Genomic DNA, 24,313 nt, shown 5'->3' on the forward strand with positions numbered 1-24,313 from the left:
TTGTCGCCGGCCGAACTCCCCGACGGCCGCGCTGAGGAGCACTACGTGCGGGCGCCTGCCGGCCGGTGAACTCCGGTACCCCTGTCACGTGTTGCGGAAGGGGGATCCGGCGAGAGCCGCGGCCAAGCTGCGCACGGCGCGGGAGATGCTGGTTCGGCGGCCGGCAGGCACACGGTCGCCTCGAACCGCTCCCGGACCTCGCCGAGTTCACCGCCCGCCAGGGCGCACTCGCCCAGTCCGGTGAGGGCTTCCGCCCGCTCGGACTCCAGGCCGAGGCGTTCGGCCTCGTCGCGCAGGGCCCGGTAACGGGCGGCGGCCTCCCCGGGCGCACCGGTCGCGAGTGGACGGCGGGCGCCGGTCAGCCTCAGCCAGAGTCCCGTGGCCAGCCGGGCGAATCGTCCGGTCGCCGGCTCCTCGTACGTGGTCCTCAGGCGGTCGGCGGGGAAGCGCGGCGCCACCTCGGGGACGCACCTTTGCCGGCCTCCAGGGCGCGAAGCAGGCGGCCGCGGCGGCCGGTTCGGCCGGCCGACACCACGTCAGGCCGCGCTCCCGGGCGGCTTCCCCCAGGGTGCGGCCCGCTCCGGGCGTGACGCCACCACACGTTCCGCGTCCGCTGCCGGAGGAGCGTGACACCGGGGCGCCGGGGCCCCGGCGCGCATCGCGTCCCGGGGGTCGTCACGGCGTCCGTTCCGGACAACCGCGGCAGGGGCATTGTGCGGTCCCCGCCGCTGCCCCTAGCTTAAGCGACTTGTTAAGCACGTTTACGTGTTCGCTTAAGTCGCTTTCCCCCAGGAGGACTTGGATGCTTCCCACCCTGCGTGGACGGTGTGTGGCGGCGACGGCCGTCACCGTCGTCGCCGCCGCACTCGCCCTGGCCCCGGCGCCGGCCTCGGCCCGTCCCGTCGACGACACCGCACGGACCCGGGTCGAGATACCCGGCTTGGAGGGGAAGGGTGCCGTCGAGGCCGGATCGGGCTACACCTGGGTGCCCGTCACCTCCGGTACCGCATCCCGCCCCGGCCAGCTGTCCCCGGCCGAGTCCCGCGCCGATGGTGACGTCTCCTCCCTCGTCGACAACGGCCCGACCGGCGACCGGTTGGACGTCGTCATCGTCGGCGACGGCTACACCCTCGAGCAGCTCGACCGGTTCCACGCCGACGCCGAGGAGAAGTGGGCCGAGTTCACCGCCGCAGAGCCGTACACCAGGTACCGCGACCTGTTCAACGTCTGGACGGTCGACGCGGTCTCCCCGGACTCGGGCGTGAGCGGCGACCCCGGCAAGGACGTCGTCAGGAACACCGCGCTCGGCTCGTACTTCTGGTGCGACGGCGTCGAGCGGCTCCTCTGCGTCGACGAGAAGAAGGTCGACTCGTACGTCGCGAAGGCCCCCGAGGCCGACCTCGTGCTGGTGCTCGCCAACAGCTCCAAGTACGGCGGCGCCGGCTACAACACCCCCAGCAGGACGCTCGGGTACGAGGGCATCTCCACCGCATCCGCGGGCAACGACAGGTCGGGACAGGTCGCCATCCACGAGACCGGCCACTCGCTCGGCAAGCTCGCCGACGAGTACTTCTACGCCGACTATCCCGGATACGAGAAGTACGAGGGCGAGGAGCCCGGCGAGTCCAACATCTCCACCCTCACCGACGACGGCATGCGCACCAGCCGGACCAAGTGGTACCGGTGGCTCGGTGAGACCTCGCCCGACGGCGGCCTCGTCGGCGCGTACGTAGGCGGCGGCTACTACGTGACCGGCCTCAACCGGCCGACCGACGCCTCGATCATGCGTATCCTCGGCAAGCCGTTCAGCCTGCCCGGCCGCGAGGCGATGATCGGCGGCTTCTACCGCCATGCCAACCTGCTCACCCCTCTCGTCCCCACCGACCGCACCCTGCGCCGCCGGGACATCGCCAGGGTCGACGTGCCCAGGCTGTCCGGTGAGCGGCAGCTCGACATCCAGTGGTACCTCGACGGCAAGCGCCTCGCCGCGCACCAGGGCCGCACCGCGGTGCCCGTCTCCGCCCTCCACCTGGACTCCCACTCGGTCCGGCGGCACCACCTGACCGTCGTCGTCACCGACCGCACCGACGCGGTCCGCGACCCGGCCATCGCCGCGACCATGCAGTCCACTGCCACCTGGGCCGTCCACCACTAGCCTCGGCGGACCGTTTCGCCTTCCGCTTCCGCGGCCGATGCCGGGCATGGCGTTCCGCTGGAGCGGAAGAACGGCTGCAGAGCGGCCGGGCCGCCCGGCATGCAGGCTCTGACCGTCAGGGTCGGCCGCCGGCTCTGCCGTCCCCCGGCCGGCATGGCCGCAGGGGCTCCGGCCATGGGTCACCACGACTGCCTGACCGTCCTGCGCGCCCCGCGAGTGCGACACCCGGAAAGCGGAAAGGGACTCCCCTCTCCCTCCGCTCAGGCGTCTGGGTCCGGTTGAGGTGGACGCGCCCCCTGAACCGCCGCCACAGAACAAACACATGCGGCGGTACCAAGTCTTGTTCTTTCCCGCCCCCTGCTGTGCAATGTCACACACCACCGAGGAGGGATCCCTTTGAAGCACGAAAGACGTACCAGCCCGCCCGCTGTCCTGCTCACCGCCACAGCCATGTTGGCCGGATCGGCCCTGGCCGCCGTGTCCACCACGGCCGGCGCCAGCCCCAACGACCCTCCCACCGGTGCGGTGACCTCCACGGTTGATCCCGGCGCCGACGACCACGACCTGCCTGGCCCCTTCACCAAGAAGAACCGGGCCCAGCGCAAGGAAGCCCTGGAGCAGGTCCTCTCCGGCAAGGCGTCCGTCAAGAAGCACGGTGCCTCCCAGGTCGTGCGCCTGGGCAAGGGCAAGTACGCCGAGCTCGGCCGCGAGAAGACCGACAAGATACTCGTCGTCCTCGCCGAGTTCGGTGACACGGTCGACCACACGACCACCTACGACCCGGACGGCGCCGGCCCCAAGCCGCCGGTGGTCAAGTACGGCGGCGAACCCGGGCCGCTGCACAACCGGATCGCGCAGCCGGACCCGGCCACGGACAACTCCACCGCCTGGCAGACCGACTACCACCGCGACCACTTCCAGGACCTGTACTTCTCGCACGACGCCCACAAGGAGTCGGTGGCCAAGTACTACGAGCGGCAGTCCTCGGGCCGCTACTCCGTGGACGGCACGGTCGTCGACTGGGTGAAGGTCCCCTACAACGAGGCCCGCTACGGCTCCGACTTCTGCGGCGCCCACATCTGCGACAACGCCCAGGACCTGGTCCGCGACGCCGTCGACGCCTGGGTGGCCGACCAGAAGGCCAAGGGCCGTACCGGCCAGCAGATCAGGGCCGACCTCGCCTCCTACGACCAGTGGGACCGCAACGACCACGACGGTGACGGCGACTTCAACGAGCCCGACGGCTACATCGACCACTTCCAGATCGTCCACGCCGGTGAGGACCAGTCCGCCGGCGGCGGCCTCCAGGGAAGCAACGCGATCTGGGCCCATCGCAGTTACGTCTATGGCCAGCAGGCCGGCAAGACCGGTCCGGCGGGCAACAAGGCCGGCGGCACCCCCGTGGGCGACACCGGCCTGTGGGTCGGCGATTACACCATGCAGCCTGAGAACGGCGGCCTCGGCGTCTACGCCCACGAGTACGGCCACGATCTCGGCCTGCCCGATCACTACGACACCAGCGGCGCCGGCGAATCCTCCTCCGGCTCCTGGAGCGTGATGTCGCAGGGCTCCTGGCTCGGACGGGGCAAGGGCACCATCGGCGACCTGCCCGGCGACATGAACGCATGGGACAAGCTCCAGCTGGGCTGGCTCGACTACGCCACCGCCAAGGCCGCCACCAAGGGCACCTACAAGCTGGGCTACGCCGAGTTCAACAGCAAGGACCCGCAGGCACTGGTCGTCGACCTGCCCGACAAGCGGGTCGCGACTTCCATCACGACCCCCGCCCAGGGCGACAGGCAGTGGTGGTCGGGCATGGGTGACAAGCTGGCCAACACCCTGACCCGCCCCGTCGACCTCACCGGGAAGGCCACCGCCACCCTCACCCTCAAGGGCTGGTGGGACATCGAGCAGGACTGGGACTTCCTCTACACCGAGGCCTCCACCGACGGCGGCACCACCTGGGCCGCCCTGAACGGCACCGCCGACGGCGCGCCCCTCGGCCACGACGGCGCCGGCAGGGCCGCCCTGACCGGCACCGCCGGCGCCTACAGGAACCTGGCCTACGACCTGACCGCCTACGCCGGCCAGAAGATCGACGTCAGGTTCCGCTACGCCACCGATGAAGCCGTCCAGGGCAAGGGCTTCGCCGCCGACGCCATCACCATCACCGCCGACGGCGCCACCCTGCTCGCCGACGACGCCGAGGGCGGCGACAACGGCTGGACCGCGAGCGGCTTCTCCCGCATCGGCGAGGCCTTCATCACCCGGTACCCGCAGTACTACATCGCCGAGAACCGCCAGTACGTCTCCTATGACACCACCCTGCAGACCGGCCCGTACAACTTCGGCTGGCGCTCCACCCGCCCCCGGTGGGTGGAGCACTTCCCCTTCCACAACGGCCTGCTCATCTCGCTGTGGGACACCTCCCAGCCGGACAACAACGTCGGCCTGCACCCCGGCCACGGCCAGATCCTGCCCGTCGATGCCCACCCCACTGCGATGCGCTGGCCCGACGGCACGCCGATGACCAACCTGATCCAGACGTTCGACGCCTCCTTCGGCCTCCGGCCGACCGACGCCTTCGTTTTGCACCGCAACGGCGTAGAGGTGAAGGTGCCCGCGGCGCCCGGCACGCCGGTCTTCGACGACCGCCACGGTGACCGCTACTACGACCCGGCCAACCCCACCGGCGGCGTGATCGTCCCGGACACCAACACCAAAATCACCGTCCTGAGCGAGGGCGGCGACGGCCACCACGTCGTCCTGCAGGTCGGCCCCTCCAGCGGCTGACGGTCATCCGGTCCCGTCGCCCGCGGGCGCAACAGCCCTTCACCACGCGCCACCTCACGGCGTGCCAGGGGACACGCGGCCCGGGCGAGCAGGACCGGGCGACCCGGTCCGGGGGCCCACCCACTCGGAAGGAGCGCCCCGAGTGCGCAACGGCGCGCACAGCGAGCAGACGCCAAAGGCGCACCGCGGCCAAAGGGCTGCGGTGCGTCGCCAGCTCCGGTACGCGATACGCGAGATCGTCGACGCCATCCTCAAAGACGGCGTCGGCCGTGCACGTCCCGCATCGCATCGCCGCCAGGACCGAGGGCGCGGTCAGGTCCAGTTGCACTTGTGGAGCGGCCACACGAGCGGGTTCATGGCGTAGTCCCACGACACATCCGGCCGCCACGACTCCATGTCCCACGACTCGTGCGTGTTCCACTCACCGTTGGGGAGCTTGAACACGTACCTGGCGTGGCAGGCGAGCTGCGTGTACATGGACGACCCCTGGGCTTCGGTCAGCCTCTTCGGGTACGGGACCGTGCCGAAAGCCTGATCCCACAGCTTGTCGTAGCTGTCCTTCGCCTTCTCGAAGCCGAGGTCGGTGGGGAACACGTGCACGTCCACGTCACCGTTCTCCGGGTTGGTCAGCTCATCGCCGACAGGGAACCCCAGCTTGCCGTTTTCCCAGCCGCGTCCACCCCACTTGTCCCTGATCGCACCCCACACCGGATGCGCGTTGGTCTCCGCGGTCCAGTAGATCGCCCCCCTCTCGAAGGTGTTGTACCGGCCACGCCCGTTGGGGGTGACCAGCTCCCCGGAGGTGGGGCAGCCCAGCGCCCCGTCCTCGCCGCCCAGCTCGCGGTACTTGACCAGGATGGCCCCTCCGACCTTCTCGCCGCAGATGTCATCCGCTGCGGCCGGGGCCGCCTGGACCAGGGGCGAAGCGGCCACCGCCAGAACAACGGCGCCCGCCTTGGACAACGCCGCCCCCCGCCACCGAGCTAACGCCTTCACCACCATGTGCCCTCCTTGTCGTCGCGCACCTGACGCGCAAAGCAGTCCGGCCCGCCTCAAAGGGGCGGGCCGGAACAGACGATGCTACGAGCGACACCATGCGAGGGCAGGCCCGTCAGCTGTTCTCCTCACGTTCTTCGCCCAGCGGACGACCGCTGCCCCCGAGCCTGAAAGCGCCCCGGCTGCTGGACGGCAGCCGGGGCGCTTTCAGGCAGCCAGGGCCGCTTCGGGGAAGTGACAGGCCACTTGCCGCGCGCCGTCCGGCGACACGTTCCGCAGTGCGGGAGCGTCGGTGCGGCAGATCTCCTGGGCCCGGGGGCAGCGCGGATGGAAGGTGCAGCCGGGCGGGGGAGTGGCCGGGCTGGGCGGGTCCCCGAGGAGGGTGATCCGCTCGCGTGAACGTTCGGCGGCCGGATCGGGCAGGGGCACGGCGGACAGCAGCGCGTGCGTGTACGGGTGGGCCGGGGCCGCGTAGACCTGTTCCTTCGCACCGATCTCGACGATCCGGCCCAGGTACATCACAGCGACCCGGTCGCACACCCGCTTGACGACCGACAGGTCGTGGGCGATGAAGAGGTACGCGAGACCGAGTTCGCGCTGGAGCCGCTCCATCAGGTTGACGATCTGGGCCTGGACCGAGACGTCGAGAGCGGACACCGGTTCGTCGGCGACGACCAGCCGGGGCCGGGTGGCCAGTGCGCGGGCGATGCCGATGCGCTGGGCCTGACCACCGGAGAACTCGTGCGGGTAGCGGTCGATGTGCTCCGGGATGAGTCCCACCTGTTCCATCAACTCTGCCGCGCATCTGCGCGCGTGAGCTGCCGAATCGCCCTGTGCGAGCAGCGGGCCGGAGATGATACGGGCCACCGTCTGTCGGGGGTTGAGGGAGGAGTGCGGATCCTGGAAGACCATCTGCAGATCCGTGCGGAGCGGCTTCATTTCACGCTGCGAGAGGTGACTGATGTCGCGTCCCTCGTAGGTGATGGAGCCGGCGGTCGGTTCCAGGAGCCTGACGATCGCGCGGCCGGTGGTGGACTTGCCGCAGCCGGACTCTCCGACGAGCCCCAGCGTCTCGCCCGCCCCGACGTGGAAGGTGACGCCGTCGACCGCCCGGACCGGGGCGGCCCGGCGCCGTCCGGGGAACGTCATCGTCAGGTCCCGCACGGACAGCAGGGGTTCAGTGGACGTCATGGGACGATGCCTTCGTTGCGGAGGAATGCGGGGAACGTGAGAGGTGGCAGGCGGCCGGATGCCCGGCCGGGCCGTCGAGGTGGGGCGTCACCGTCTCGCAGCGGTGCCGCTCCTGGGCGGAGGCACCGGCGAGCCGGGGGCAGCGCGGCGCGAAGGCGCATCCGGGCGCGGGGGAGAGCAGGGACGGCGGGCTGCCGGGGATGGCCCGAAGCGGCTCGTCATCCCTGTCGTCGAGGCGGGGAAGGGAGTCGAGCAGACCACGGGTGTAGGGGTGGACCGGTGCCGAGAACAGGGCGTCCACGTCGGCTTTCTCGACGGCTCGGCCCCCGTACATCACCAGGACCTGGTGCGCGACCCGGGCGACCACGCCCAGATCGTGCGTGATCATGATCACGGCCAGTCCTCGTTCCTGCTGGAGCCGGGCGATGAGTTCAAGGATCTGGGCCTGGACGGTGACGTCCAGAGCGGTGGTCGGTTCGTCCGCGATCAGCAGCTCCGGCTCGCACGCCAGAGCCATGGCGATCATGACGCGCTGGCGCATGCCGCCGGAGAACTGGTGGGGGTACTCCCGGGCCCGGCGCTTCGGCTCGGGGATGCCGACCTCGGCCAGCGCTTGCACGGCTCGCGCGTGGGCGGCCCTTCTGCCGCTGCCGAAGTGCACACGGTGGTGCTCGGCTATCTGCTCGCCCACGGTGTAGTAGGGGTGGAGGCTGGAGAGCGGGTCCTGGAAGATCATCGCCATCCTGCGGCCACGCAACCGGTTCAGTTCGCGCTCCGGCAGTCCGGCCAGCTCCCGGCCCCCGAGGACGACGGAGCCGGTGACCGAGGCACCGGTGTGCAGTCCCATCACCGCCAGGGAGGTGACGGACTTGCCCGAACCGGACTCGCCGACGATGCCGAGGGTCTCTCCCCGTCGCACCTCGAAGCCCAGGCCGTCCACGGCCCGCACCGGACCGCGGGACGTGGTGAAGGTGACCGTCAGGTCCCGTACCGAGAGCACGGTGTCGGAGGCGCTCATCAGTACCTCACTCGGGGATCGACGACGGCGTACAGCAGATCGACGGCCAGATTGGCGACGACGATGAAGGTGGCGGCGAGCAGGGTGACGCCCAGGATGACCGGCTGGTCCCCGGTGGACAGCGCTCCGTAGAAGAGCCGGCCCACGCCGGGGATGCCGAAGATGGACTCGGTGATCACCGCACCGGCGAGCAGTCCGCCCAGGTCCATCCCGAAGATGGTGAGGATGGGCGTCATGCCTGCCCGCAGCCCGTGCTTGACCACGACCGTCCGGCGGGGCAGGCCCTTGGCGCGGGCGGTGCGGATGAAGGGTTCCGCCATCGTCTCGATCATCGAACTCCGGCTCTGCCGGGCGTACATGGCCGCGTACAGGGTCGCCAGGGCCAGCCAGGGCAGCAGCAGGTTAGAGGCCCAGTGCAGGGGGTCGGAGGTGAACTCCACGTACGTGGGATAGGGAAGGAGGCCGGTCGCGCGGATCAGTCCGTAGATGAGGATCACCGAAGTGAAGTAGACCGGCAGGGAGGCGGCGGCCACCGCGCCGACCATCAGAGCGCGGTCGGTGAGGGTGTCCTTGCGAAGGGCGGCGGTGACTCCCGCGGTCAGACCGAGGAGCAGCCAGATCACCGCGGCGCCCAGGGCGAGTGAGGCGGAGACCGGCAGCCGGCTCATCAGCAGGTCCCATACGCTCTGACTGTTCTCGTAGGAGTAGCCCAGGCAGGGGAAGTCGCAGTGCAGGGCGTACTCGCCGCTGCCCACGGTGCGACCCGTGAAGATGCCGGTGACGAAGTCCGCGAACTGCCGCCACAACGGCTGGTCCAGACCCATGTGGGCGCGTATCGCCGTCAGGCGCTCCGCGCTGCACGACTTGCCGCAGGCGGCGGCGGCCGGGTCCGAGGGCAGGACGTAGAAGATGGTGAAGGTGACGGCGGCGACGGCGATCAGGACGCCGATGACGCCGAGCAGCCGGCGTCCGAGGTAGGGGATCACTTGCGGCTTCCTCTCGGGTCCAGGACGTCGCGAAGCGCGTCGCCGAGCAGGGTGAACGCCAGCACGGTCAGAAACAGGCAGAGGCTCGGGATGACGAAGTACAGGGGATCGGTGTCGTAGAAGGCCACGCTCTCGGCGATCATCTGCCCCCAGGAAGGGGTGGGCGGCCGGACTCCGACCCCCAGATAGCTCAGGGCCGCCTCGGTGGCGATCATCCCCGGGATGATGAGGGTGGTGTACGCGATGACGGGCCCCGCGACGCCGGGCAGGATCTCGCGGCTGAGGATCTGCCAGGATCCCGATCCGCCGACGCGTGCGGCGTCCACATACTCGCGGTGCCGGAGGGTGAGGGCCTGGCCGCGTACGACGCGGGCGATGCCCGGCCAGCCGAACACCCCGATCACGGCGGTCATCAGGACGACGCGGTTCACGTCGCGGGCCACCGACATCATGGCGATCATGAAAATGAGGGAGGGGAAGGACATCGTGAGGTCCATCAGCCGGGAGAGCACCGTGTCGGTGCGGCCGCCGAAGTATCCGGCGGCGATGCCGGCTGCCGTTCCCGCGATGACGACGATCGCGGTCGCGGCGAAGGCGATGAGGAGGGACACCTGCGCGCCGTGTACGACACGGGCGAACAGGTCTCGGCCGGTGACGGGTTCGACGCCGAGCCAGTGCTGGGCCGAGACGCCGCCGAGCGGGCCGATGGGCAGTCCTCCCAGGTAGGGGTCGACGGCGCTCTTGTCGAATTCCTCGGGGGACCAGCCGCCCAGTCTGCTGAGCAGGGGGGCGGCCGCCGCCATGACCGCGAAGAGTGCCACGAGGACGAGGGAGACCCTGACGGAGGTGCGGTGGCGCAGTTCCGTGCGGGCGAGCTGCCAGGGACTGCTGCCCGCCGGAACGGCTGAGGAGTTGTCGGCCATGTGTCCCGCCCTCAGCGTCCGTCCGCGGCGGGGTCCTTGAGACCGACCGTCGCGTAGTCGATCTGCCCTCCGAACGAGGTGTGGCCGAAGGCGCCCGCGACGTTGCCGCCGAGCAGCAGGGGCATGCGCTCGATGACGGCCGGTACCGCCGGGGCCTTGGCGAGGATCTGCCCGTCCAGCTCCTGCCATGCCTTGTTCGCCCTCCGGGCGTCGGTCATGGCGGCGATCTCGTCCATCCGCTTCATGGTCGCCTTGTCCCGGAAGAGCGAGTGGTTGCCGGAGTTGCCCTTCTCCTTGATGTAGCGGCCGTCGAAGACGAACGGCAGGAAGGTGGAACCGGAGGGGTAGTCAGGGCACCAGCCGGAGTAGACGAGATCGGTGCGGTTCTTGGTGTCGCCGATGGTGTCGTAGAAGGCGGAGGGGTCCACCGTCTCGATGGTGACCTTGATGCCTGCCCGGCCGAGGGACTGCTGAATGGCCTCGCCGACGCCCTTGTCTCCGTTGGAGACGGTGATGCTGGTGGAGAAGCCGTCGGGCTTGCCCGCCTCCTTCAGCAACCGCTTGGCCTTCTCGACATCGCCGGTGGGGGGGATCTTCCGGGTGTCGGGCTGCTTGCCGCCGAAGAGCGGGCCCGGCATGTAGGCGGTGGCCACGTCGTTGAGGGCCGGCCCGCCGGAGGCGGTCAGTACGCCCTCGCGGTCGAGGGCGTACTGCACGGCTCGGCGCACCTTGACGTCGTCGAACGGCGCACGCCCGGTGTGCATCTGGAGCATCTCGGTGCAGTTCGAGGATTCGGCCAGCAGCCGCTTTCCGACGTCGGCCCGGGTCAGCACCTTGGGGGTGCTCTCGGGACGCAGCTTGCCCCAGGACACCGCCGACGCGTCCTTGCCCTGGCTCGCGATGAGCCGGTCGTCGATCTGGTTCCCCCTGAGTCCCATCACCACAACCACCTTGTCCGGATACGCCTTGCGCACGGTGTCGGTGGCCGGGTTCCAGTGGGGGTTGCGGACCAGGGTGAGCTGCTTGTCGCGGTCGTAGGACTCGATTCTGTAAGGGCCTGAGGAGAAGGGGCGGTTGTCGTACTGGGGCCCCTTGTCCTTCGCCTTCGGCACCGGGGCGAAAGTGGGCAGGACCGTTGCGTAGGGGAACTCCGCGAAGGGCTTGCGCAGTTCGAAGACGATCGTGCGGTCGTCCGGGGTCCTGATGGACCGCAGGTGCTTGCCGTGCCCCGGGCCCTGGTAGCCCTCGGCGCCGGCGAGGTAGCGGGCGGCGTAGTCGGGGCCGCCCGGAAGGTCGGGGGAGAACGACCTCTCCACGTTGTACTTGATGTCCTGTGCGGTGATGGGCGAGCCGTCCTCGTACTTCAGGCCCTCCTTGAGCTTGAAGGTCCACCTCTTGGCCCCGTCGGAGGAGACGCCGAGGTTCTCGGCGAGATCGGGGACGAGCTTCCCGCCGTCCGGGCCCGGCGCGGCCTTGTACGTGACGAGGGTGCGGTAGAGCAGCCGGGTGCCGAAGTCCATGTCACCCATGACCCAGTTACGGGCCGGGTCGAGGTGGGTGAAGTCCTGGTTGGACAGGACCGTGAGGGTGCCGCCTCGGTGTGGCGTCCCGCCGACGACCCGGCCGCTGTTGGCCGTCGCGGGGTTCCTGTGGCCCCGGGCGTCGCCCGTCTTGTGGGAGCCGGAGCAGCCGGCCGCACCGAGAGTGAGGCTCGCCACCAGCGCGGTGGCGAGAGCGGAACACGTGCGCTTGTTCATGGGTCACTCCCAAGGCAGTGGGGACAGCCCCCAGGCTGGAACGTGACGTGTAACATAGTAATGTGAAATTGCACTGACAAGTCGTCGGTGGATTCGTTACCCACTCGTGCTGGGAGGGCCTCGTCCATGGGTGAACCGATGAACACCGTTACCCCTGCGGCCGGTCATGACCTGCCCGCCTCGCAAGAGCTCGCGGCCTTCCTCTCCGGCGGCTGGGCCATGACGCCGCTGCAGGGCGACATCCGGCTGCCGGTCGCGGTGCTGACCCCTGCCCGGCGGGCGCGGCTGTCCGCCCGCTTCCCGGGGGAGCGGCTGGTCATCCCCGCAGGCGGGCTGCGGGTCCGTTCCAACGACTGCGACTACCGCTTCCGGCCGCACAGCGCCTACGCGTGGCTGACCGGGCTGACCGGCGAGGACCAGTCCGGCCACGTCCTGGTCCTCGAACCCGACGGGCCGCGGGGCCACGAGGCGGTGCTGTATGTGCGCCCGCGTTCACCGCGCGTGGGCGACGAGTTCTACCGCGACCGCAGGTATGGAGAGTTCTGGGTCGGACGCCGGCCGGACCTGGCCGAGGCCGAGCGGATGACCGGCATACGGTGTACGCACCTGGATGCGTTCAACAGGCTGCCGCCGGGCCGTGACGCCTCCACCGATCCTCTGCTGGCCTCGGTTCTCAGCGAGCTGCGGCTGGTCAAGGACGCCTGGGAGGTCGGGCAGCTCCAACTGGCCGTCGACCACACCGTCGCCGGCTTCGAGGATGTGGTGCGGGCCCTGCCGCAGGCCCTTGCCCATCCGCGTGGCGAGCGCTGGGTCGAGGGGGTGTTCGGACTCCGTGCCCGCGCCGAGGGCAACGGCACGGGCTACGAGACGATCGCCGCTTCCGGCGCCCACGCGTGCGCGCTCCACTGGATCCGCAACGACGGCCCACTGGACCGCAACAGTCTGCTGCTGCTCGACGCGGGGGTGGAGACCGACACCCTCTACACGGCGGACATCACCCGCACTCTTCCGCTGTCAGGCCGCTTCTCGCCCGTCCAGCGTGAGGTGTACGAACTCGTCCTCGCCGCACAGGAAGCGGGTATCGCCGCCCTGAGACCCGGTGCACGCTTCGGCGACTTCCATCGGGCGTGTATGCGGGTGATCGCCGAAGGGCTGGCCGACTGGGGCGTACTGGAGAGTGCCGAGGGGGATCTCCACCGCCGCTACACGCTGTGCAGCAGCGGGCACATGCTCGGCCTCGACGTCCATGACTGCGCCCGGGCGCGCGCTGAGGCGTATACCGACGGCGTGCTGGAGGAGGGGCAGGTGCTCACGGTCGAGCCGGGTCTCTACCTCCAGCCCGACGACGAGACGCTCCCCGCCGGACTGCGCGGCATCGGCGTGCGCATCGAGGACGACCTGCTCATCACGTCCGACGGCGCGCGATTGCTCTCCGGAGCGCTGCCCCGCTCCGCGGACGCGGTGGAGGAGTGGATGGGGCGGCTGATCGGCGGTTGACCGCACTCCCTTGCGTCCACCAGTACAATGTGAAATATTACTGGTGTGCTCACAAGGAACTCCGCGGACCTCATCGTCGTCGGGGCGGGCGTGGTCGGCGCGGCCTGCGCCTACTACGCCGCCCGGTCCGGGCTGCGCGTCACCGTGCTGGACCGTGACTCCGTCGCGGGCGGAACCACGGGCGCCGGCGAGGGCAACCTCCTGGTCTCCGACAAGGAGCCGGGGCCCGAGCTGGAACTGGCTCTGCTGTCGACCCGGATGTGGCGGGAGCTGGCCGAGGAACTGCCGCAGGGCATCGAATACGAGTCCAAGGGCGGACTGGTCGTCGCCTCCGACGAAGCGGGCCTGACCGCGCTGAAGGACTTCGCGTCCCGGCAGCGGACGGCGGGTGTCACCGCGGAGGAGGTCCCCGCCGGCCGCCTGCACGACCTGGAGCCGCACCTCGCCGCCGGCCTGGCGGGCGGCTTCCACTACGCCCAGGACGCGCAGGTCATGCCGGCGCTCGCAGCCGCCCATCTGCTGCGCGCGGGTGGCGACCGGATCCAACTGCGCCTCGGCGAAGAGGTCACCGGCTTGCTCGTCGGTGCCTCTGGGGAGATCCGAGGAGTGCGCACAGCGACCGGGGAACTCCATGCCCCGCACGTGGTGAACGCCGCCGGAACCTGGGGAGGCGACCTCGCCCGCGGTGCCGGCGGAGGACTTCCCGTGCGGCCGCGCAGGGGTTTCGTCCTGGTCACCGAGCCGCTGCCGCGCGTGGTGCGCCACAAGGTGTACGCCGCCGACTATGTCGCCGACGTGGCCAGCGGTTCCGCCGGGCTGCAGAGCTCGGCGGTGGTGGAGGGCACCCCGGCCGGACCGGTCCTGATCGGGGCCACCCGGGAGCGGGTGGGCTTCGACCGCACGCTCTCGGTCGAGGCGCTCAGACGCCTGGCGACCCAGGCCACCGCACTCTTCCCGGTGCTGGCCGGCGTCCGGGCGATGCGCACGTACGTCGGGTTTCGCCCGTACCTGCCGGACCACCTGCCCGCCATCGGCCCCGACCCTCGGGTTCCCGGTCTGCTGCACGCCTGTGGCCACGAGGGCGCAGGAATCGGGCTGGCCCCCGTCACCGGTCTGATCGTCGCTCGGTCCGTGACCGGCCGCGAGGCTCCGCTCGACATCGCTCCCTTCAGGCCGGACCGCTTCACTTCGGCTGCCTGAAACCGCCCCGCACTGAAAGGAGGGCCTGTGGCCCGCACCCCTGCCGACCTGGTCGGCGCTCAGCCCGGCCCACCGTTCCGGATCACGTTCGACGGCCGGCCCGTGACGGCCCTGCCCGGCCAGTCGGTCGCCGCCGTACTGTGGGCGGCCGGGATCCTGGCCTGGCGCACCACGCGCAACGCCGGACGCCCGCGGGGCGCGTTCTGCGGCATCGGCCAGTGCTACGACTGCCTGGCCACCATCAACGGAGAACCCAACCGGCGAGCCTGCCTGGTCCCGGCCCGGCCGGGAGACGCGGTCACCACACAGGAAGGACACGGCCGTGCGGGTCTCGGCGTCTGAACCGTACGATCTCGCGGTGATCGGTGCGGGACCCGCCGGTCTCGCCGGCGCCGTCGCCGCCGCCGGCATGGGGCTGAGAGTCGCCCTGCTGGATGCCTCCGCAGACACCGGCGGGCAGTTCTACCGCACTCCGGAACCCGCCCTGGGAGCCGTCCGGCCCGAGGCTCTGCACCACGACTGGTCCCCCTACGCCGACCTGCGCCGACGGCTGGCACGGAGCGAGGCCGATCACCTTCCCGGTCATCACGTGTGGAGCGTGACGCACGAGAGCGAGGCCGTCGGCGCGACGTGGGCGGTGCACGCGGTCACCGGAGCCGACGGAGGCGAAGAGCGGCCGGTGCGGCTGCGGGCCCGTGCGGTGCTGCTCGCCACCGGAGCCTGCGAACGCCACCTTCCCTTTCCCGGCTGGACTCTTCCGGGAGTAGTGGCCGCGGGGGGAGCGCAGGCCATGCTCAAGTCCGGTCTGGTACTGCCCGGCCGGCGGATCGTCGTGGCGGGAAGCGGCCCTCTGCTGCTCGCGGTCGCCTCCTCGCTGGCGGCCGCCGGCGCCAGGGTGCCCGCCGTGGTCGAGGCGTCCGGCTATCTGCGCTACGCCCGGCACCCCCGGGCACTCGCCACCAACCCGCACAAGGCGGTCGAGGCGCTGGGCCACGGCGCCGCGCTGCTGCGGCACCGGGTACGGGTGCGGATGCGCAGCGCGGTGACCGAGGTCCACGGCACCGACCGGGTGGAGGCCGTCACCGTCGCCCGGCTCGACCGGGACTGGCGGCCCGTACGGGGAACGGGGCGCCGGATCGAGTGTGACGCCCTGGCCGTCGGGCACGGCCTCGTGCCCCAGATCGAGCTGGGCACGACCCTCGGCTGCGCCTCCCGGCAACTGCCCGACGGCACCCGCGCCCTGATCGTGGACGGTCTTCAGGAGACCTCCGTGCAGGGACTGTGGGCCGCGGGCGAGACCGGGGGAGCCGGAGGCGCGGCCCTGGCCCGTACGGAAGGGGAGCTGGCGGGGATCGCCGCCGCCGCGCGGCTCCTGGGACGTCCCGCCCCGAGCGGCCGGGTCCGGGCACTGCGACGCCGCAGGGACCGGATGCGTGCCTTCGCCGACGCGATGGCCGTCGCCCACGCGCCCGGCCCCGGATGGTCGCGTTGGCTCACGGATGACACCGACGTGTGCCGCTGCGAGGAGGTCACCGCGGGGCGGATCCGCGAGGCGGTCGAGGATCTCGGAGCGCGGGACGCACGCACCGTCAAGCTGCTCACCCGGGCCGGCATGGGGTGGTGCCAGGGGCGGATGTGCGGCGCGGCGGTCGCCTGCCTCGCGGCCGGCGGCCGATCCGACGGACGTCCGGTCGAACGCCGTCCGTTCGCGGTGCCGGTACCGCTCGCCGCCCTCGCCGGCCTCGACGCCCCCGATGACGAAACGCCAGGCCGCCGGCCCTGAACCGAGCCCGACGCCGTCTCGGCGTCCACGGCCCACGGCGACCGCGGGCAGAACGCGTGCGGACGTCCGACCGACACCACATCAACAGAAAGGTCTCCCACACATGAGCGCAACCGCCTGGAGCAGTGCCCAACCCTGGCGCGGCATCATGGTCGCCACCGCACTGCCCCTGCGTGACGACCTGTCCGTCGACTACGACGCCTACGCCGAGCACGTCCGGTGGCTGATCGCCAACGGCTGCGACGGAGTGGTGCCCAACGGGTCGCTCGGTGAATACCAGACCCTCTCCGACGAGGAACGGGCCCGCGTCGTGCGCACCGCGGTCGAGGTGGCCGGCGGCGCGCGGGTCATGCCGGGCGTCTCCGCCTACGGAAGCGGCGAAGCCCGCCGCTGGGCGGACCAGGCGGCCGAGGAGGGTTGCGGCTCGGTGCTCCTCCTGCCCCCGAACGCCTACCGGGCCGACGAACCCGCCGTACGCGCCCACTACGCCGAAGTCGCCCGGGCAGGGGTCCCGGTCGTCGCCTACAACAACCCCATCGACACCAAGGTCGATCTCACTCCCGCCCTGCTGGCCCAGCTGTACCAGGACGGTGGCATCGTGGCCGTGAAGGAGTTCACCGGTGACGTCCGCAGGGCGTACGAGATCGCGGAAGTCGCCCCGGGACTCGATCTGCTGATCGGCGCCGACGACGTGCTCCTCGAACTCGCCCTCGCCGGTGCCGTCGGCTGGATCGCCGGATACCCCAACGCCTTTCCCGCCAGCTGTGCCGCGCTGTACCACGCCGCCGTCGCGGGCGACGTGTCCACGGCCCTCCCTCTCTACACGTCCCTGCACTCACTGCTGCGCTGGGACTCCAAGACCGAGTTCGTCCAGGCCATCAAGCTCTCGATGGACATCACCGGCCGGCCGGGCGGGCCCACGCGGCCGCCGCGTTTCCCGCTCACCGAAGAGGTCGAAGCGGCGGTGCGGACCGCCACGGAGAAGGCCGTCGCCGACGGCCACCACTGACCGGACCACCCGACCGACGAAAGGGAAAGTCAGTGCGTACGCGCCATGTCTTCCATGCCGTTGACTCGCACACCGAAGGCATGCCCACGCGGGTGATCACCGGTGGCGTCGGGGTCGTCCCCGGCGCCACGATGGCCGAGCGGCGGATCCACTTCGGCGAGCACATGGACCATCTCCGCACACTCCTGATGTACGAGCCGCGCGGTCATGCCGCCATGAGCGGGGCGATCCTCCAGCCGCCCACCCGGCCCGACGCCGACTTCGGCGTCCTCTTCATCGAGGTCTCCGGGCTGCTCCCGATGTGCGGACACGGCACGATCGGCGTCGCCACCGTCCTGGTGGAGACCGGCATGGTGGCGGTGACCGAACCGGTCACCACGGTGCGGCTCGACACCCCGGCGGGTCTGGTGACCGCCGAGGTACAGGTGGTGGACGGTGCGGCCAAGGCGGTCACGCTGACCAACGTGCCCGCGTTCTGTTCCGCTCTGGATCGCGCAGTGCCGGTACCCGGCTACGGCACGGTGACCTACGACCTCGCGTTCGGCGGCAACTTCTATGCGTTCGTCCCACTCGAAGCACTGGACCTGCCCTTCGACCGAGCCCGCAAGGACGATCTGCTGGCCGCCGGGCTGGCCATCATGGACGCGATCAACGCCGGACCGGAGCGGCCGGTGCATCCTGAGCGGCCGGAGATCGCCGGAGTCAAGCACGTGTACCTGGCTGCTCCCGGTTCCGACGCACGGCACTCGCGGCACGCGATGGCCATCCACCCGGGCTGGTTCGACCGCTCCCCGTGCGGAACAGGCACCTCGGCCCGGATGGCTCAGCTGCACGCGCGCGGGCAGCTGCCCCTCGGCCGGGACTTCATCAACGAGTCCTTCATCGGCACCCGTTTCATCGGGCGCCTGACGGAGGAGACCGTGGTCGGCTCCGTGCCCGCTGTCGTTCCCACCGTCACCGGACGCGCCTGGATCACCGGCACCGCCCAGTACTTCCTCGACCCGGACGACCCCTTCCCCGGAGGTTTCCTCCTATGACCGCCGTATCCCTCGTCACTTCCCGCAACCCCGCCGATCCGTCCGACGTGCTCCTCCAGGTTCCGGCACCGGGGGCCTTCGGGGTGGCCGAGGCGGTGGAGCGGGCCCGCGACGCCCAGACCGAATGGCTGCTCTGCGGGCCGTCCGTCCGCTCGGCCGCCCTGACCGCGGTCGCTGACGCCATCGACGCCGCGGCGGCCGAGCTGACCGCGCTCGCCGTCCGGGAGGTGGGAAAGCCCCTCGCCGAAGCCCGGGCCGAGGTCGCCCGCACGGCTGCCATCTGGCGCTACTACGCGCAGGCGCCGTACGACCCCGTGGGTGCCGTGCACGAGACGGCCACGGGCCCCGGCCTGCTGCTCACCCGACGCCGCCCGCACGGCGTGGCCGGGCTGATCACACCCTGGAACTTCCCCTTCGCCATTCCGAGCTGGAAGGCCGCACCAGCGCTCGCGGCGGGCAACACGGTCGTCCTCAAGCCCGCCCCCGAGGCCACCGCCTGCGCGCAGCGCCTGGCCGGAATCATCCAGGACGCCCTTCCCCCAGGCGCCTTCACCTGCGTGCCCGGTGGACCGACGGAAGGCAACGCGCTCGTCTTCTCCGCTGATGTCCTCTCCTTCACCGGCTCGACGATCGTGGGCCAGGCCGTCGCGCGTGCCGCCACGAGCCGGGGCGTTCCGGTCCAGGCGGAAATGGGCGGTCTGAACGCGGCGATCGTCCTGCCGGACGCCGACATCGAGCAGGCCGCGACGCACATCGCCGCGTCCATCGCCGGGTACGCCGGTCAGAAGTGCACCGCCACCAGCCGGGTCATCGCGGTCGGTGCGGCCCTTGATCCCTTGCGCGAAGCGCTCTCCGCGGCGCTCAGCGCCGTTCCGGTCGGCGACCCGGCCGACGCGGCGACGGTGAGCGGGCCACTCATCGACCAGCGCGCCCGGGACCGGGTCAGCGAGGCCTGGCACGGTCTGTCCGCGCTGGCGGGCGGCACCGTTCCCGACCGCCCCGGCTGGTACGCGGCCCCCACGCTGCTCGAGAAGGTCCCCCCGGGGCACCCCCTGCTCCGCGAAGAGATCTTCGGGCCTGTCGCCTCCCTGCTGCCGGCCGATGACCTCGCTCACGCGGTGCGGATCACCAACGCCGTGCCGTACGGCCTGGTCACCTCGGTCCACACCACGCACCTGGACACGGCTCTGTGCGGTCTGGACCGTCTCGACACCGGGATGATCCGGATCAACGCCCCGTCCACCGGCGTCGACTTCCACGTGCCCTTCGGAGGCGCCAAGGGTTCCAGCCACGGGGCCCGGGAGCAAGGCAGGGCGGCCCTGGAGTTCTACACCTCCAGCCGGACCTACACCCTGTCACCTGCTCGGACAACGTGACATTGTACGGTGGTGGCTCGTACCAGGCCGAAGGGACTGCCACTGCGATGGGCCATCTGAAGCGCCACGACCTCAATGCCACCCGGGAGCGACTGCGGGACCAGGTCGGCAACGCTCTGCGGGCCGCCCTGATCTCCGGTGAGCTGCGCCCGGGTGTGGTGTATTCGGCGCCCACACTCGCCGAGGACTTCGGTATCTCCGCCACCCCGGTCCGGGAGGCGATGCTGGACATGGCCCGGGAAGGCCTGGTCGAACCGGTCCGGAACAAGGGCTTCCGGGTCACCGAGCTGAGCGAGAGCGATCTCGACCAGTACACGGAGATCCGCGCACTGATCGAGATCCCCACGGTCGGACGCGTCACCGGCATCGCCACCCGCCAGGCGCTGGAGGAACTGCGCCCGGTCGCCGAGGAGATCGTGCGGGCGGCACGCGAGCACGATCTCATCGGGTACCTGGAGGCCGACCGGCAGTTCCATCTGTCGCTGCTCGCGCTCGCCGGAAACGACCGCCTCGTCGAAACCGTGAGCGAGCTGCGGAACCGCTCCCGCCTGTACGGTCTCACCGCTCTGGACCGACGAGACGAACTGATCCCCTCGGCCGAGGAGCACCTGGAGCTCCTCGACCTGATGCTCGCCGGTGACGCCAAGGGGGCGGAGGAGTGCATGGGCAGACACCTGGGCCACGTCCGTTCCCTGTGGGCCAGCAGCGGCAACTCCTCCGCCGGGGACGCGTCCGAGGCGGCGGCGCCGCGTCGGGGAAGGCGCTCCGCCTGACGCGGGGCGCTCCGCGGGCACTTTCACGGACCGCGTGTACGCCGGAACCGATCACAACCGAGCGGGCGGTCCCGGACACCCTTCAGGTGTCCCTCGAACACCTCGCGCGCCCGCGGTGTCAGCGTCCGCAGCGCCACCAGCGCCGTGACCGCCACATCGCACAGCTCCGCCTGGACGTCCTCCCAGGTGTGGGTGATGCCCTTGCGGGGGTTCTGGCCGGTCGTGCCGATGACCGCCTCGGCCACCTCGCCGACCTCCTCCGACAGCTTGAGGACGCGGAAGAGCACGCCTTCGGTGCCGGTGCGGGCGGGGGCCGACTCCAGGCGGGACCAGAGGTCGTCGATGGCCGGCCAGAGGGCGACGGTGTCGGCGTCGGTGGTGGCGTCGGTGGTGGCGGCGGTGTCCTGATCGGTCATGCCCCGCAGCCTGCCATGCGGCCGACGGCGGTCGTACGGGCTACTCCTCGAACTCGTCGAACTCGTCGAACAACGCCTCCTGCTCCCCCTCACTCCGCGCCCGCACCCGCCGATTCCGCGCCCCCACCACCAAGGCCGCCCCCGCCGCCGCAACCCCCAGCGCCACCGGCACCATCCAACCCCGATCGAACACATGCCCAAGCGCATGGTCGAGGGAGAGCCGGCCGGGGCCGGTCACCGCGAGGCCGGCCGCGGCCAGACCCAGGCTCGCCGCGTGCTCGTAGCCGCCCTCCTGGGCGAAGAAGCCGTTGGGTACGTGGACCGCCGCCGCCCCCGCCATCGCGCCGGCCGCCGCCGCGCCCGCCGCCGGGGTCGCGAGACCCAGCGCCAGCAGGACGCCGCCGCCCGTCTCCGCCAGGCCCGCGGCCGTGGCGTTCGCCTTGCCGGGCGCATAGCCGACGGACTCCATGAACTGGCCGGTCCCTTCCAGACCGTGCCCGCCGAACCAGCCGAACAGCTTCTGCGCGCCGTGCGCGGCCAGCACCCCGCCGGTACCCAGCCGGAGCAGCAGCAGGCCCAGATCACGTCGGTCGTAACAGGTCACGGTGACTCCCCTGCGGACAGGCGGGCAGGTGCTCCCGCGTTTCCACCGTCGCACCCCTCACACCGGCGGGCCCGTCCTGGATGGCGTTCGGGTGGCGGGGCCGGGGGAGCGGTGTGAGCCTGGCGCCATGACCATTCAGCCAGCCAGACTCAGCGATCCGGCCGTCCGGGCCTTCGTCAACGCCGTCAACTCCCATGACCGCGAGGGCTTCATGGCCCTTCTGGCCCCGGGCGCGACCATGGCCGACGACGGCTCCGACCGCGACCTCGCCGAATGGATCGACCAGGAGATCTTCGCGTCCCGCGGCCACATGGAGGTGGACAACGAGTCCGACGGCGGCCACACCCTCCTCGCCCGCTACCGCAACGACACCTGGGGCGAGATGCGCACCAAGTGGAGCTTCACCGTCGAGGACGACGGCCGGATCTCCCGGTTCGAGACCGGGCAGGCGTGAGGCGGAAGCGCCACCGGACTTGTCTGGGCGTGCGCTTCGACTCCTGGCGTCCTGGGGCATGGAGACCACCAGGACACTGCGGCCGGGACCGACCGTGCGCTCGGCAGGTGAGCGGCTCCAAGGGGGCTGAGAAGGCGGGGCGTTCGCCGGATCGTTGAGACCGGCGAGCAGAAGGTCTTCGACCGTGCCAGTGGCGCATCACTGCCCTCCGCCGTGGCGGCAAGCACCGCCTTCCCGGGCATCTACCCACCGATCACCATCAACGGCCGCCGATACATGGACGGCTCCCTGCAGTCGGCGACCAACGCCGGACTCGCGGCTGGAGCCCGCATACTCGTCGTGATCGACCCACAAGCACACCTGTTCCCCCCGAGTTGCTCCACCAGGAGCTGGCGGTCGCCGGGGCGCACACGGCGGTAACCATCGAGCCTGATCCGGCATCCATACGCGCATTCGGCTCAGACCTGAACGACCGCACGGCCTGGGAACCGGCCTACCAGGCAGGTCTTCGCCAAGCCACCGATACCGCAGAGCAGCTCCGCCTCGCATGGAAGAGCGGATCCCACACGAACTGACCGCCGCCCGGCCCCGGCCCTACTCGCGACAAGCACCAACCGCCGGCGGGTCGTCCGGTCGTCCAGATCACGATCTACCGCTGGAGTGCTCATTGCGCTTCGTTGGGTTCTGGTTCTGATTCTGCTGGTGGTGAGGGGAACGGCCGGGTCTCCTTCCCGGCGGTTCTCGTCTGTCACCGGTATCGGGTGTCCCGTCACCTGGCGCGCCGCGGGCGCGGCCATGCCGAGGGTGAAGGGGATGCCGAGCCGCTGTGCACTCCCCGTGCTCCCGGCCTGTACCACCCGGTCGCCCCGTCGCGGGTCCTCTGCCCCTCCCGCGCCGCCGCGGGGCCGCCGAGCCGCTTCCCGTGCCACCCCGCCCGCTCCAGGCCACTGTGCCGCCCGCCTTCTGCCCGGCCCGGGTGCCGCCGCGTTGAGCCTGCGTGCCCCCGGCCGCCGCACATTGCTTTCGTGCTCGGTGACGTTGCCACGCTGCGGTGGCTGATGCACTCGCGCGGGTGAGTATGGTGAGGAGCAGTTGAGGTTTCCTCGGCGCCGGCCAGGGCGGAAGCCCCCAAGCTGGGTGCTCTGATCGGCAACGGTGCAAGCGTGGCCGATCTCTTGCCTCTTTACCGTGTCAAGGGATCGAGCAGACGGTGGAAGGCTTCATTGCTGATCTGGCTGTAAATGTTCTCCGTGGCCGTGATGGTACCCGGGCATGTCATGTCGTCGCCGTCTAGCTGGCGGGAGGCGACCTTGCGGTGAGTGCGCAGTTCGTAGACGTCTACGACGTAGTGGGCAATCTCGACGCTGACGATTCTGTCCGGCAGCCGGCCGAAGGGAGCCGCGGCGCCCGTTCCGTGGCTGTAGACGTATTTGCAATCGGTGTCCGTGGGGCGACCGAGAGGATCGTCACCCCGCCGTACACAGGCGATCAGCTGCACCTTGTCGACTGCTTCGGGGTCGATGGCCGACGAAGCATGCGCGGGCTCCGCGAGCGTCGTGTGACGATAGGCCCCGCTCGTCTTCTGATAGATGACCAGCGGGCGCGGCCTCGAACTGTCATAGGTGGCGGCGCCGTCGTACGCGACGCCGGGGTGTCCGCAGGCCGCACCCAGACTGTCGATGCTGGGCAGCGCGTCCTCGTGACGGGGATCGAACTGCCAGTGCGCCAGCCAGCCGAGCAGGCCGGCCATGACGACCGCAGCCGCTGCGACGCTGATGCCTCGCCGGTAGTCGGGCGGGGCCGGAGCACGACTCACGAGGGCGCGGACCAGATCGCCGCGCCGGCCGACCGCACCGACCGGGATGTCTGTCTCCTCGGCCTCAGCCTCGACAACCAGCACGTCGGATGTCTCAACGCCGGGCCCCGCTACCGCCGTCCGCCACTCCCGCACCTGCGCCCAGGTGACGGCGCGTGCCATCCGGTACTCGTGGGCGATGACGAGTCCGCCTTCGCACACCGCAATCCACTGTCGGCCACCGCGGAGCCTCGAGGGCGCGGCCGCGGCGTAGACGAACAGCCCTACCGGTATGAGCAAGGCGACAGAGACGGCCGCGACAGGGTTGCGTATCAGCACCAGGGTCAGGCAGATCCCGCCCACAGCGGCGGTCAGCATCGGTGAGAAGGGACGTGTCCACAGGGGCAGTCGTGAGCGGTGTATCCGACGCACGGGGCCGAGCCCGGCGTCGGTCGCCAAGTTTTGAAGACTGCGGCGCCTTCGCGACCCCAGCCATGAACGCCACCCCTGCCGTCTGTCGCCTTCGTCGTTGCTTGGCGCTTCGCTCTGC

22 protein-coding genes are annotated in these 24,313 nt (G+C 70.8%); 12 read left to right on the forward strand and 10 right to left on the reverse strand.

The annotated features are described in order from the left end of the window. Positions 1 to 41 precede the first annotated feature (41 nt). On the reverse strand, positions 42 to 458 hold the full coding sequence (locus tag ABZ079_RS04690) for a hypothetical protein (protein WP_356937934.1): 417 nt from the start codon (positions 456 to 458) through the stop codon (positions 42 to 44). 344 nt (positions 459 to 802) lie between these two features. Between ABZ079_RS04690 and ABZ079_RS04695 the strand changes: the two genes are divergently transcribed. Both ABZ079_RS04695 and ABZ079_RS04700 read left to right on the forward strand, forming a co-directional pair. Then, on the forward strand, positions 803 to 2,155 hold the full coding sequence (locus ABZ079_RS04695) for a M64 family metallopeptidase (protein WP_356937935.1): 1,353 nt from the start codon (positions 803 to 805) through the stop codon (positions 2,153 to 2,155). Between the two features lie 450 nt (positions 2,156 to 2,605). Further along, positions 2,606 to 4,948 carry an immune inhibitor A domain-containing protein gene (locus ABZ079_RS04700; protein WP_356938124.1) on the forward strand — a complete coding sequence of 781 codons (2,343 nt, stop codon included), beginning with the start codon at positions 2,606 to 2,608 and terminating at the stop codon, positions 4,946 to 4,948. A 312-nt stretch (positions 4,949 to 5,260) separates the two neighbouring features. Here the strand turns inward: ABZ079_RS04700 and ABZ079_RS04705 are convergent, their stop codons facing one another. The 6 genes from ABZ079_RS04705 to ABZ079_RS04730 form a co-directional block, all read right to left on the reverse strand. Next, entirely contained in the window at positions 5,261 to 5,950 is a 690-nt protein-coding gene (locus ABZ079_RS04705) for a DUF2599 domain-containing protein (RefSeq protein WP_356937936.1), read from the reverse strand. Positions 5,951 to 6,151: 201 nt separating this feature from the next. Next, entirely contained in the window at positions 6,152 to 7,135 is a 984-nt protein-coding gene (locus ABZ079_RS04710) for an ABC transporter ATP-binding protein (protein WP_356937937.1), read from the reverse strand. Further along, positions 7,122 to 8,153: an ABC transporter ATP-binding protein gene (locus ABZ079_RS04715; RefSeq protein WP_356937938.1), complete on the reverse strand. Its 1,032-nt coding sequence runs from the start codon at positions 8,151 to 8,153 to the stop codon at positions 7,122 to 7,124. Before ABZ079_RS04715 ends, ABZ079_RS04710 begins: the two co-directional genes overlap by 14 nt. Then, complete coding sequence (locus tag ABZ079_RS04720; RefSeq protein ID WP_356937939.1) at positions 8,153 to 9,139, reverse strand: ABC transporter permease; 987 nt, start codon at positions 9,137 to 9,139, stop codon at positions 8,153 to 8,155. Before ABZ079_RS04720 ends, ABZ079_RS04715 begins: the two co-directional genes overlap by 1 nt. Continuing rightward, positions 9,136 to 10,062, reverse strand: coding sequence for an ABC transporter permease (locus ABZ079_RS04725; protein ID WP_356937940.1), 927 nt, complete (start codon positions 10,060 to 10,062; stop codon positions 9,136 to 9,138). Before ABZ079_RS04725 ends, ABZ079_RS04720 begins: the two co-directional genes overlap by 4 nt. 11 nt (positions 10,063 to 10,073) lie before the next feature. Then, positions 10,074 to 11,819: an ABC transporter substrate-binding protein gene (locus ABZ079_RS04730; protein WP_356937941.1), complete on the reverse strand. Its 1,746-nt coding sequence runs from the start codon at positions 11,817 to 11,819 to the stop codon at positions 10,074 to 10,076. Positions 11,820 to 11,957: 138 nt separating this feature from the next. Between ABZ079_RS04730 and ABZ079_RS04735 the strand changes: the two genes are divergently transcribed. From ABZ079_RS04735 to ABZ079_RS04770, 8 genes are all read left to right on the forward strand, one after another. Then, complete coding sequence (locus ABZ079_RS04735; RefSeq protein WP_356937942.1) at positions 11,958 to 13,316, forward strand: aminopeptidase P family protein; 1,359 nt, start codon at positions 11,958 to 11,960, stop codon at positions 13,314 to 13,316. A gap of 45 nt (positions 13,317 to 13,361) precedes the next feature. Beyond that, on the forward strand, positions 13,362 to 14,516 hold the full coding sequence (locus ABZ079_RS04740) for an FAD-dependent oxidoreductase (protein ID WP_356937943.1): 1,155 nt from the start codon (positions 13,362 to 13,364) through the stop codon (positions 14,514 to 14,516). A gap of 27 nt (positions 14,517 to 14,543) precedes the next feature. Then, entirely contained in the window at positions 14,544 to 14,858 is a 315-nt protein-coding gene (locus ABZ079_RS04745) for a (2Fe-2S)-binding protein (RefSeq protein ID WP_356937944.1), read from the forward strand. Further along, positions 14,839 to 16,299, forward strand: coding sequence for an NAD(P)/FAD-dependent oxidoreductase (locus ABZ079_RS04750; RefSeq protein ID WP_356937945.1), 1,461 nt, complete (start codon positions 14,839 to 14,841; stop codon positions 16,297 to 16,299). The genes ABZ079_RS04745 and ABZ079_RS04750 overlap by 20 nt, the downstream gene beginning before the upstream one ends. Before the next feature lie 103 nt (positions 16,300 to 16,402). Continuing rightward, positions 16,403 to 17,308, forward strand: coding sequence for a dihydrodipicolinate synthase family protein (locus ABZ079_RS04755; protein WP_356937946.1), 906 nt, complete (start codon positions 16,403 to 16,405; stop codon positions 17,306 to 17,308). Between the two features lie 32 nt (positions 17,309 to 17,340). Then, positions 17,341 to 18,345 carry a proline racemase family protein gene (locus ABZ079_RS04760; RefSeq protein ID WP_356937947.1) on the forward strand — a complete coding sequence of 335 codons (1,005 nt, stop codon included), beginning with the start codon at positions 17,341 to 17,343 and terminating at the stop codon, positions 18,343 to 18,345. Next, positions 18,342 to 19,721 carry an aldehyde dehydrogenase family protein gene (locus tag ABZ079_RS04765; RefSeq protein WP_356937948.1) on the forward strand — a complete coding sequence of 460 codons (1,380 nt, stop codon included), beginning with the start codon at positions 18,342 to 18,344 and terminating at the stop codon, positions 19,719 to 19,721. Before ABZ079_RS04760 ends, ABZ079_RS04765 begins: the two co-directional genes overlap by 4 nt. A gap of 47 nt (positions 19,722 to 19,768) precedes the next feature. Then, positions 19,769 to 20,494, forward strand: a complete 726-nt coding sequence (locus ABZ079_RS04770) for a GntR family transcriptional regulator (protein ID WP_356937949.1) — start codon at positions 19,769 to 19,771, stop codon at positions 20,492 to 20,494. A gap of 23 nt (positions 20,495 to 20,517) precedes the next feature. Here the strand turns inward: ABZ079_RS04770 and ABZ079_RS04775 are convergent, their stop codons facing one another. Further along, positions 20,518 to 20,910 carry a MazG-like family protein gene (locus ABZ079_RS04775; protein WP_356937950.1) on the reverse strand — a complete coding sequence of 131 codons (393 nt, stop codon included), beginning with the start codon at positions 20,908 to 20,910 and terminating at the stop codon, positions 20,518 to 20,520. A gap of 40 nt (positions 20,911 to 20,950) precedes the next feature. Next, positions 20,951 to 21,514, reverse strand: a complete 564-nt coding sequence (locus tag ABZ079_RS04780; RefSeq protein WP_356937951.1) for a DoxX family protein — start codon at positions 21,512 to 21,514, stop codon at positions 20,951 to 20,953. A gap of 127 nt (positions 21,515 to 21,641) precedes the next feature. Here ABZ079_RS04780 and ABZ079_RS04785 point away from each other — a divergent pair, with 127 nt between their 5' ends. Together ABZ079_RS04785 and ABZ079_RS04790 are read left to right on the forward strand one after the other, a co-directional pair. Then, entirely contained in the window at positions 21,642 to 21,968 is a 327-nt protein-coding gene (locus ABZ079_RS04785; RefSeq protein ID WP_356937952.1) for a nuclear transport factor 2 family protein, read from the forward strand. 150 nt (positions 21,969 to 22,118) lie between these two features. Further along, positions 22,119 to 22,388, forward strand: coding sequence for a patatin-like phospholipase family protein (locus ABZ079_RS04790; protein WP_356938125.1), 270 nt, complete (start codon positions 22,119 to 22,121; stop codon positions 22,386 to 22,388). A 763-nt stretch (positions 22,389 to 23,151) separates the two neighbouring features. On the opposite strand, the gene ABZ079_RS04795 is transcribed toward ABZ079_RS04790, so the two are convergent. Further along, positions 23,152 to 24,141 (reverse strand): hypothetical protein, encoded by a 990-nt coding sequence (locus ABZ079_RS04795; RefSeq protein ID WP_356937953.1) that lies wholly within the window; start codon positions 24,139 to 24,141, stop codon positions 23,152 to 23,154. Between the last annotated feature and the right edge of the window lie 172 nt (positions 24,142 to 24,313).

It is taken from the genome of Streptomyces sp. NPDC006314 (genome assembly GCF_040613075.1).
Classification (GTDB): Bacteria; Actinomycetota; Actinomycetes; order Streptomycetales; family Streptomycetaceae; genus Streptomyces.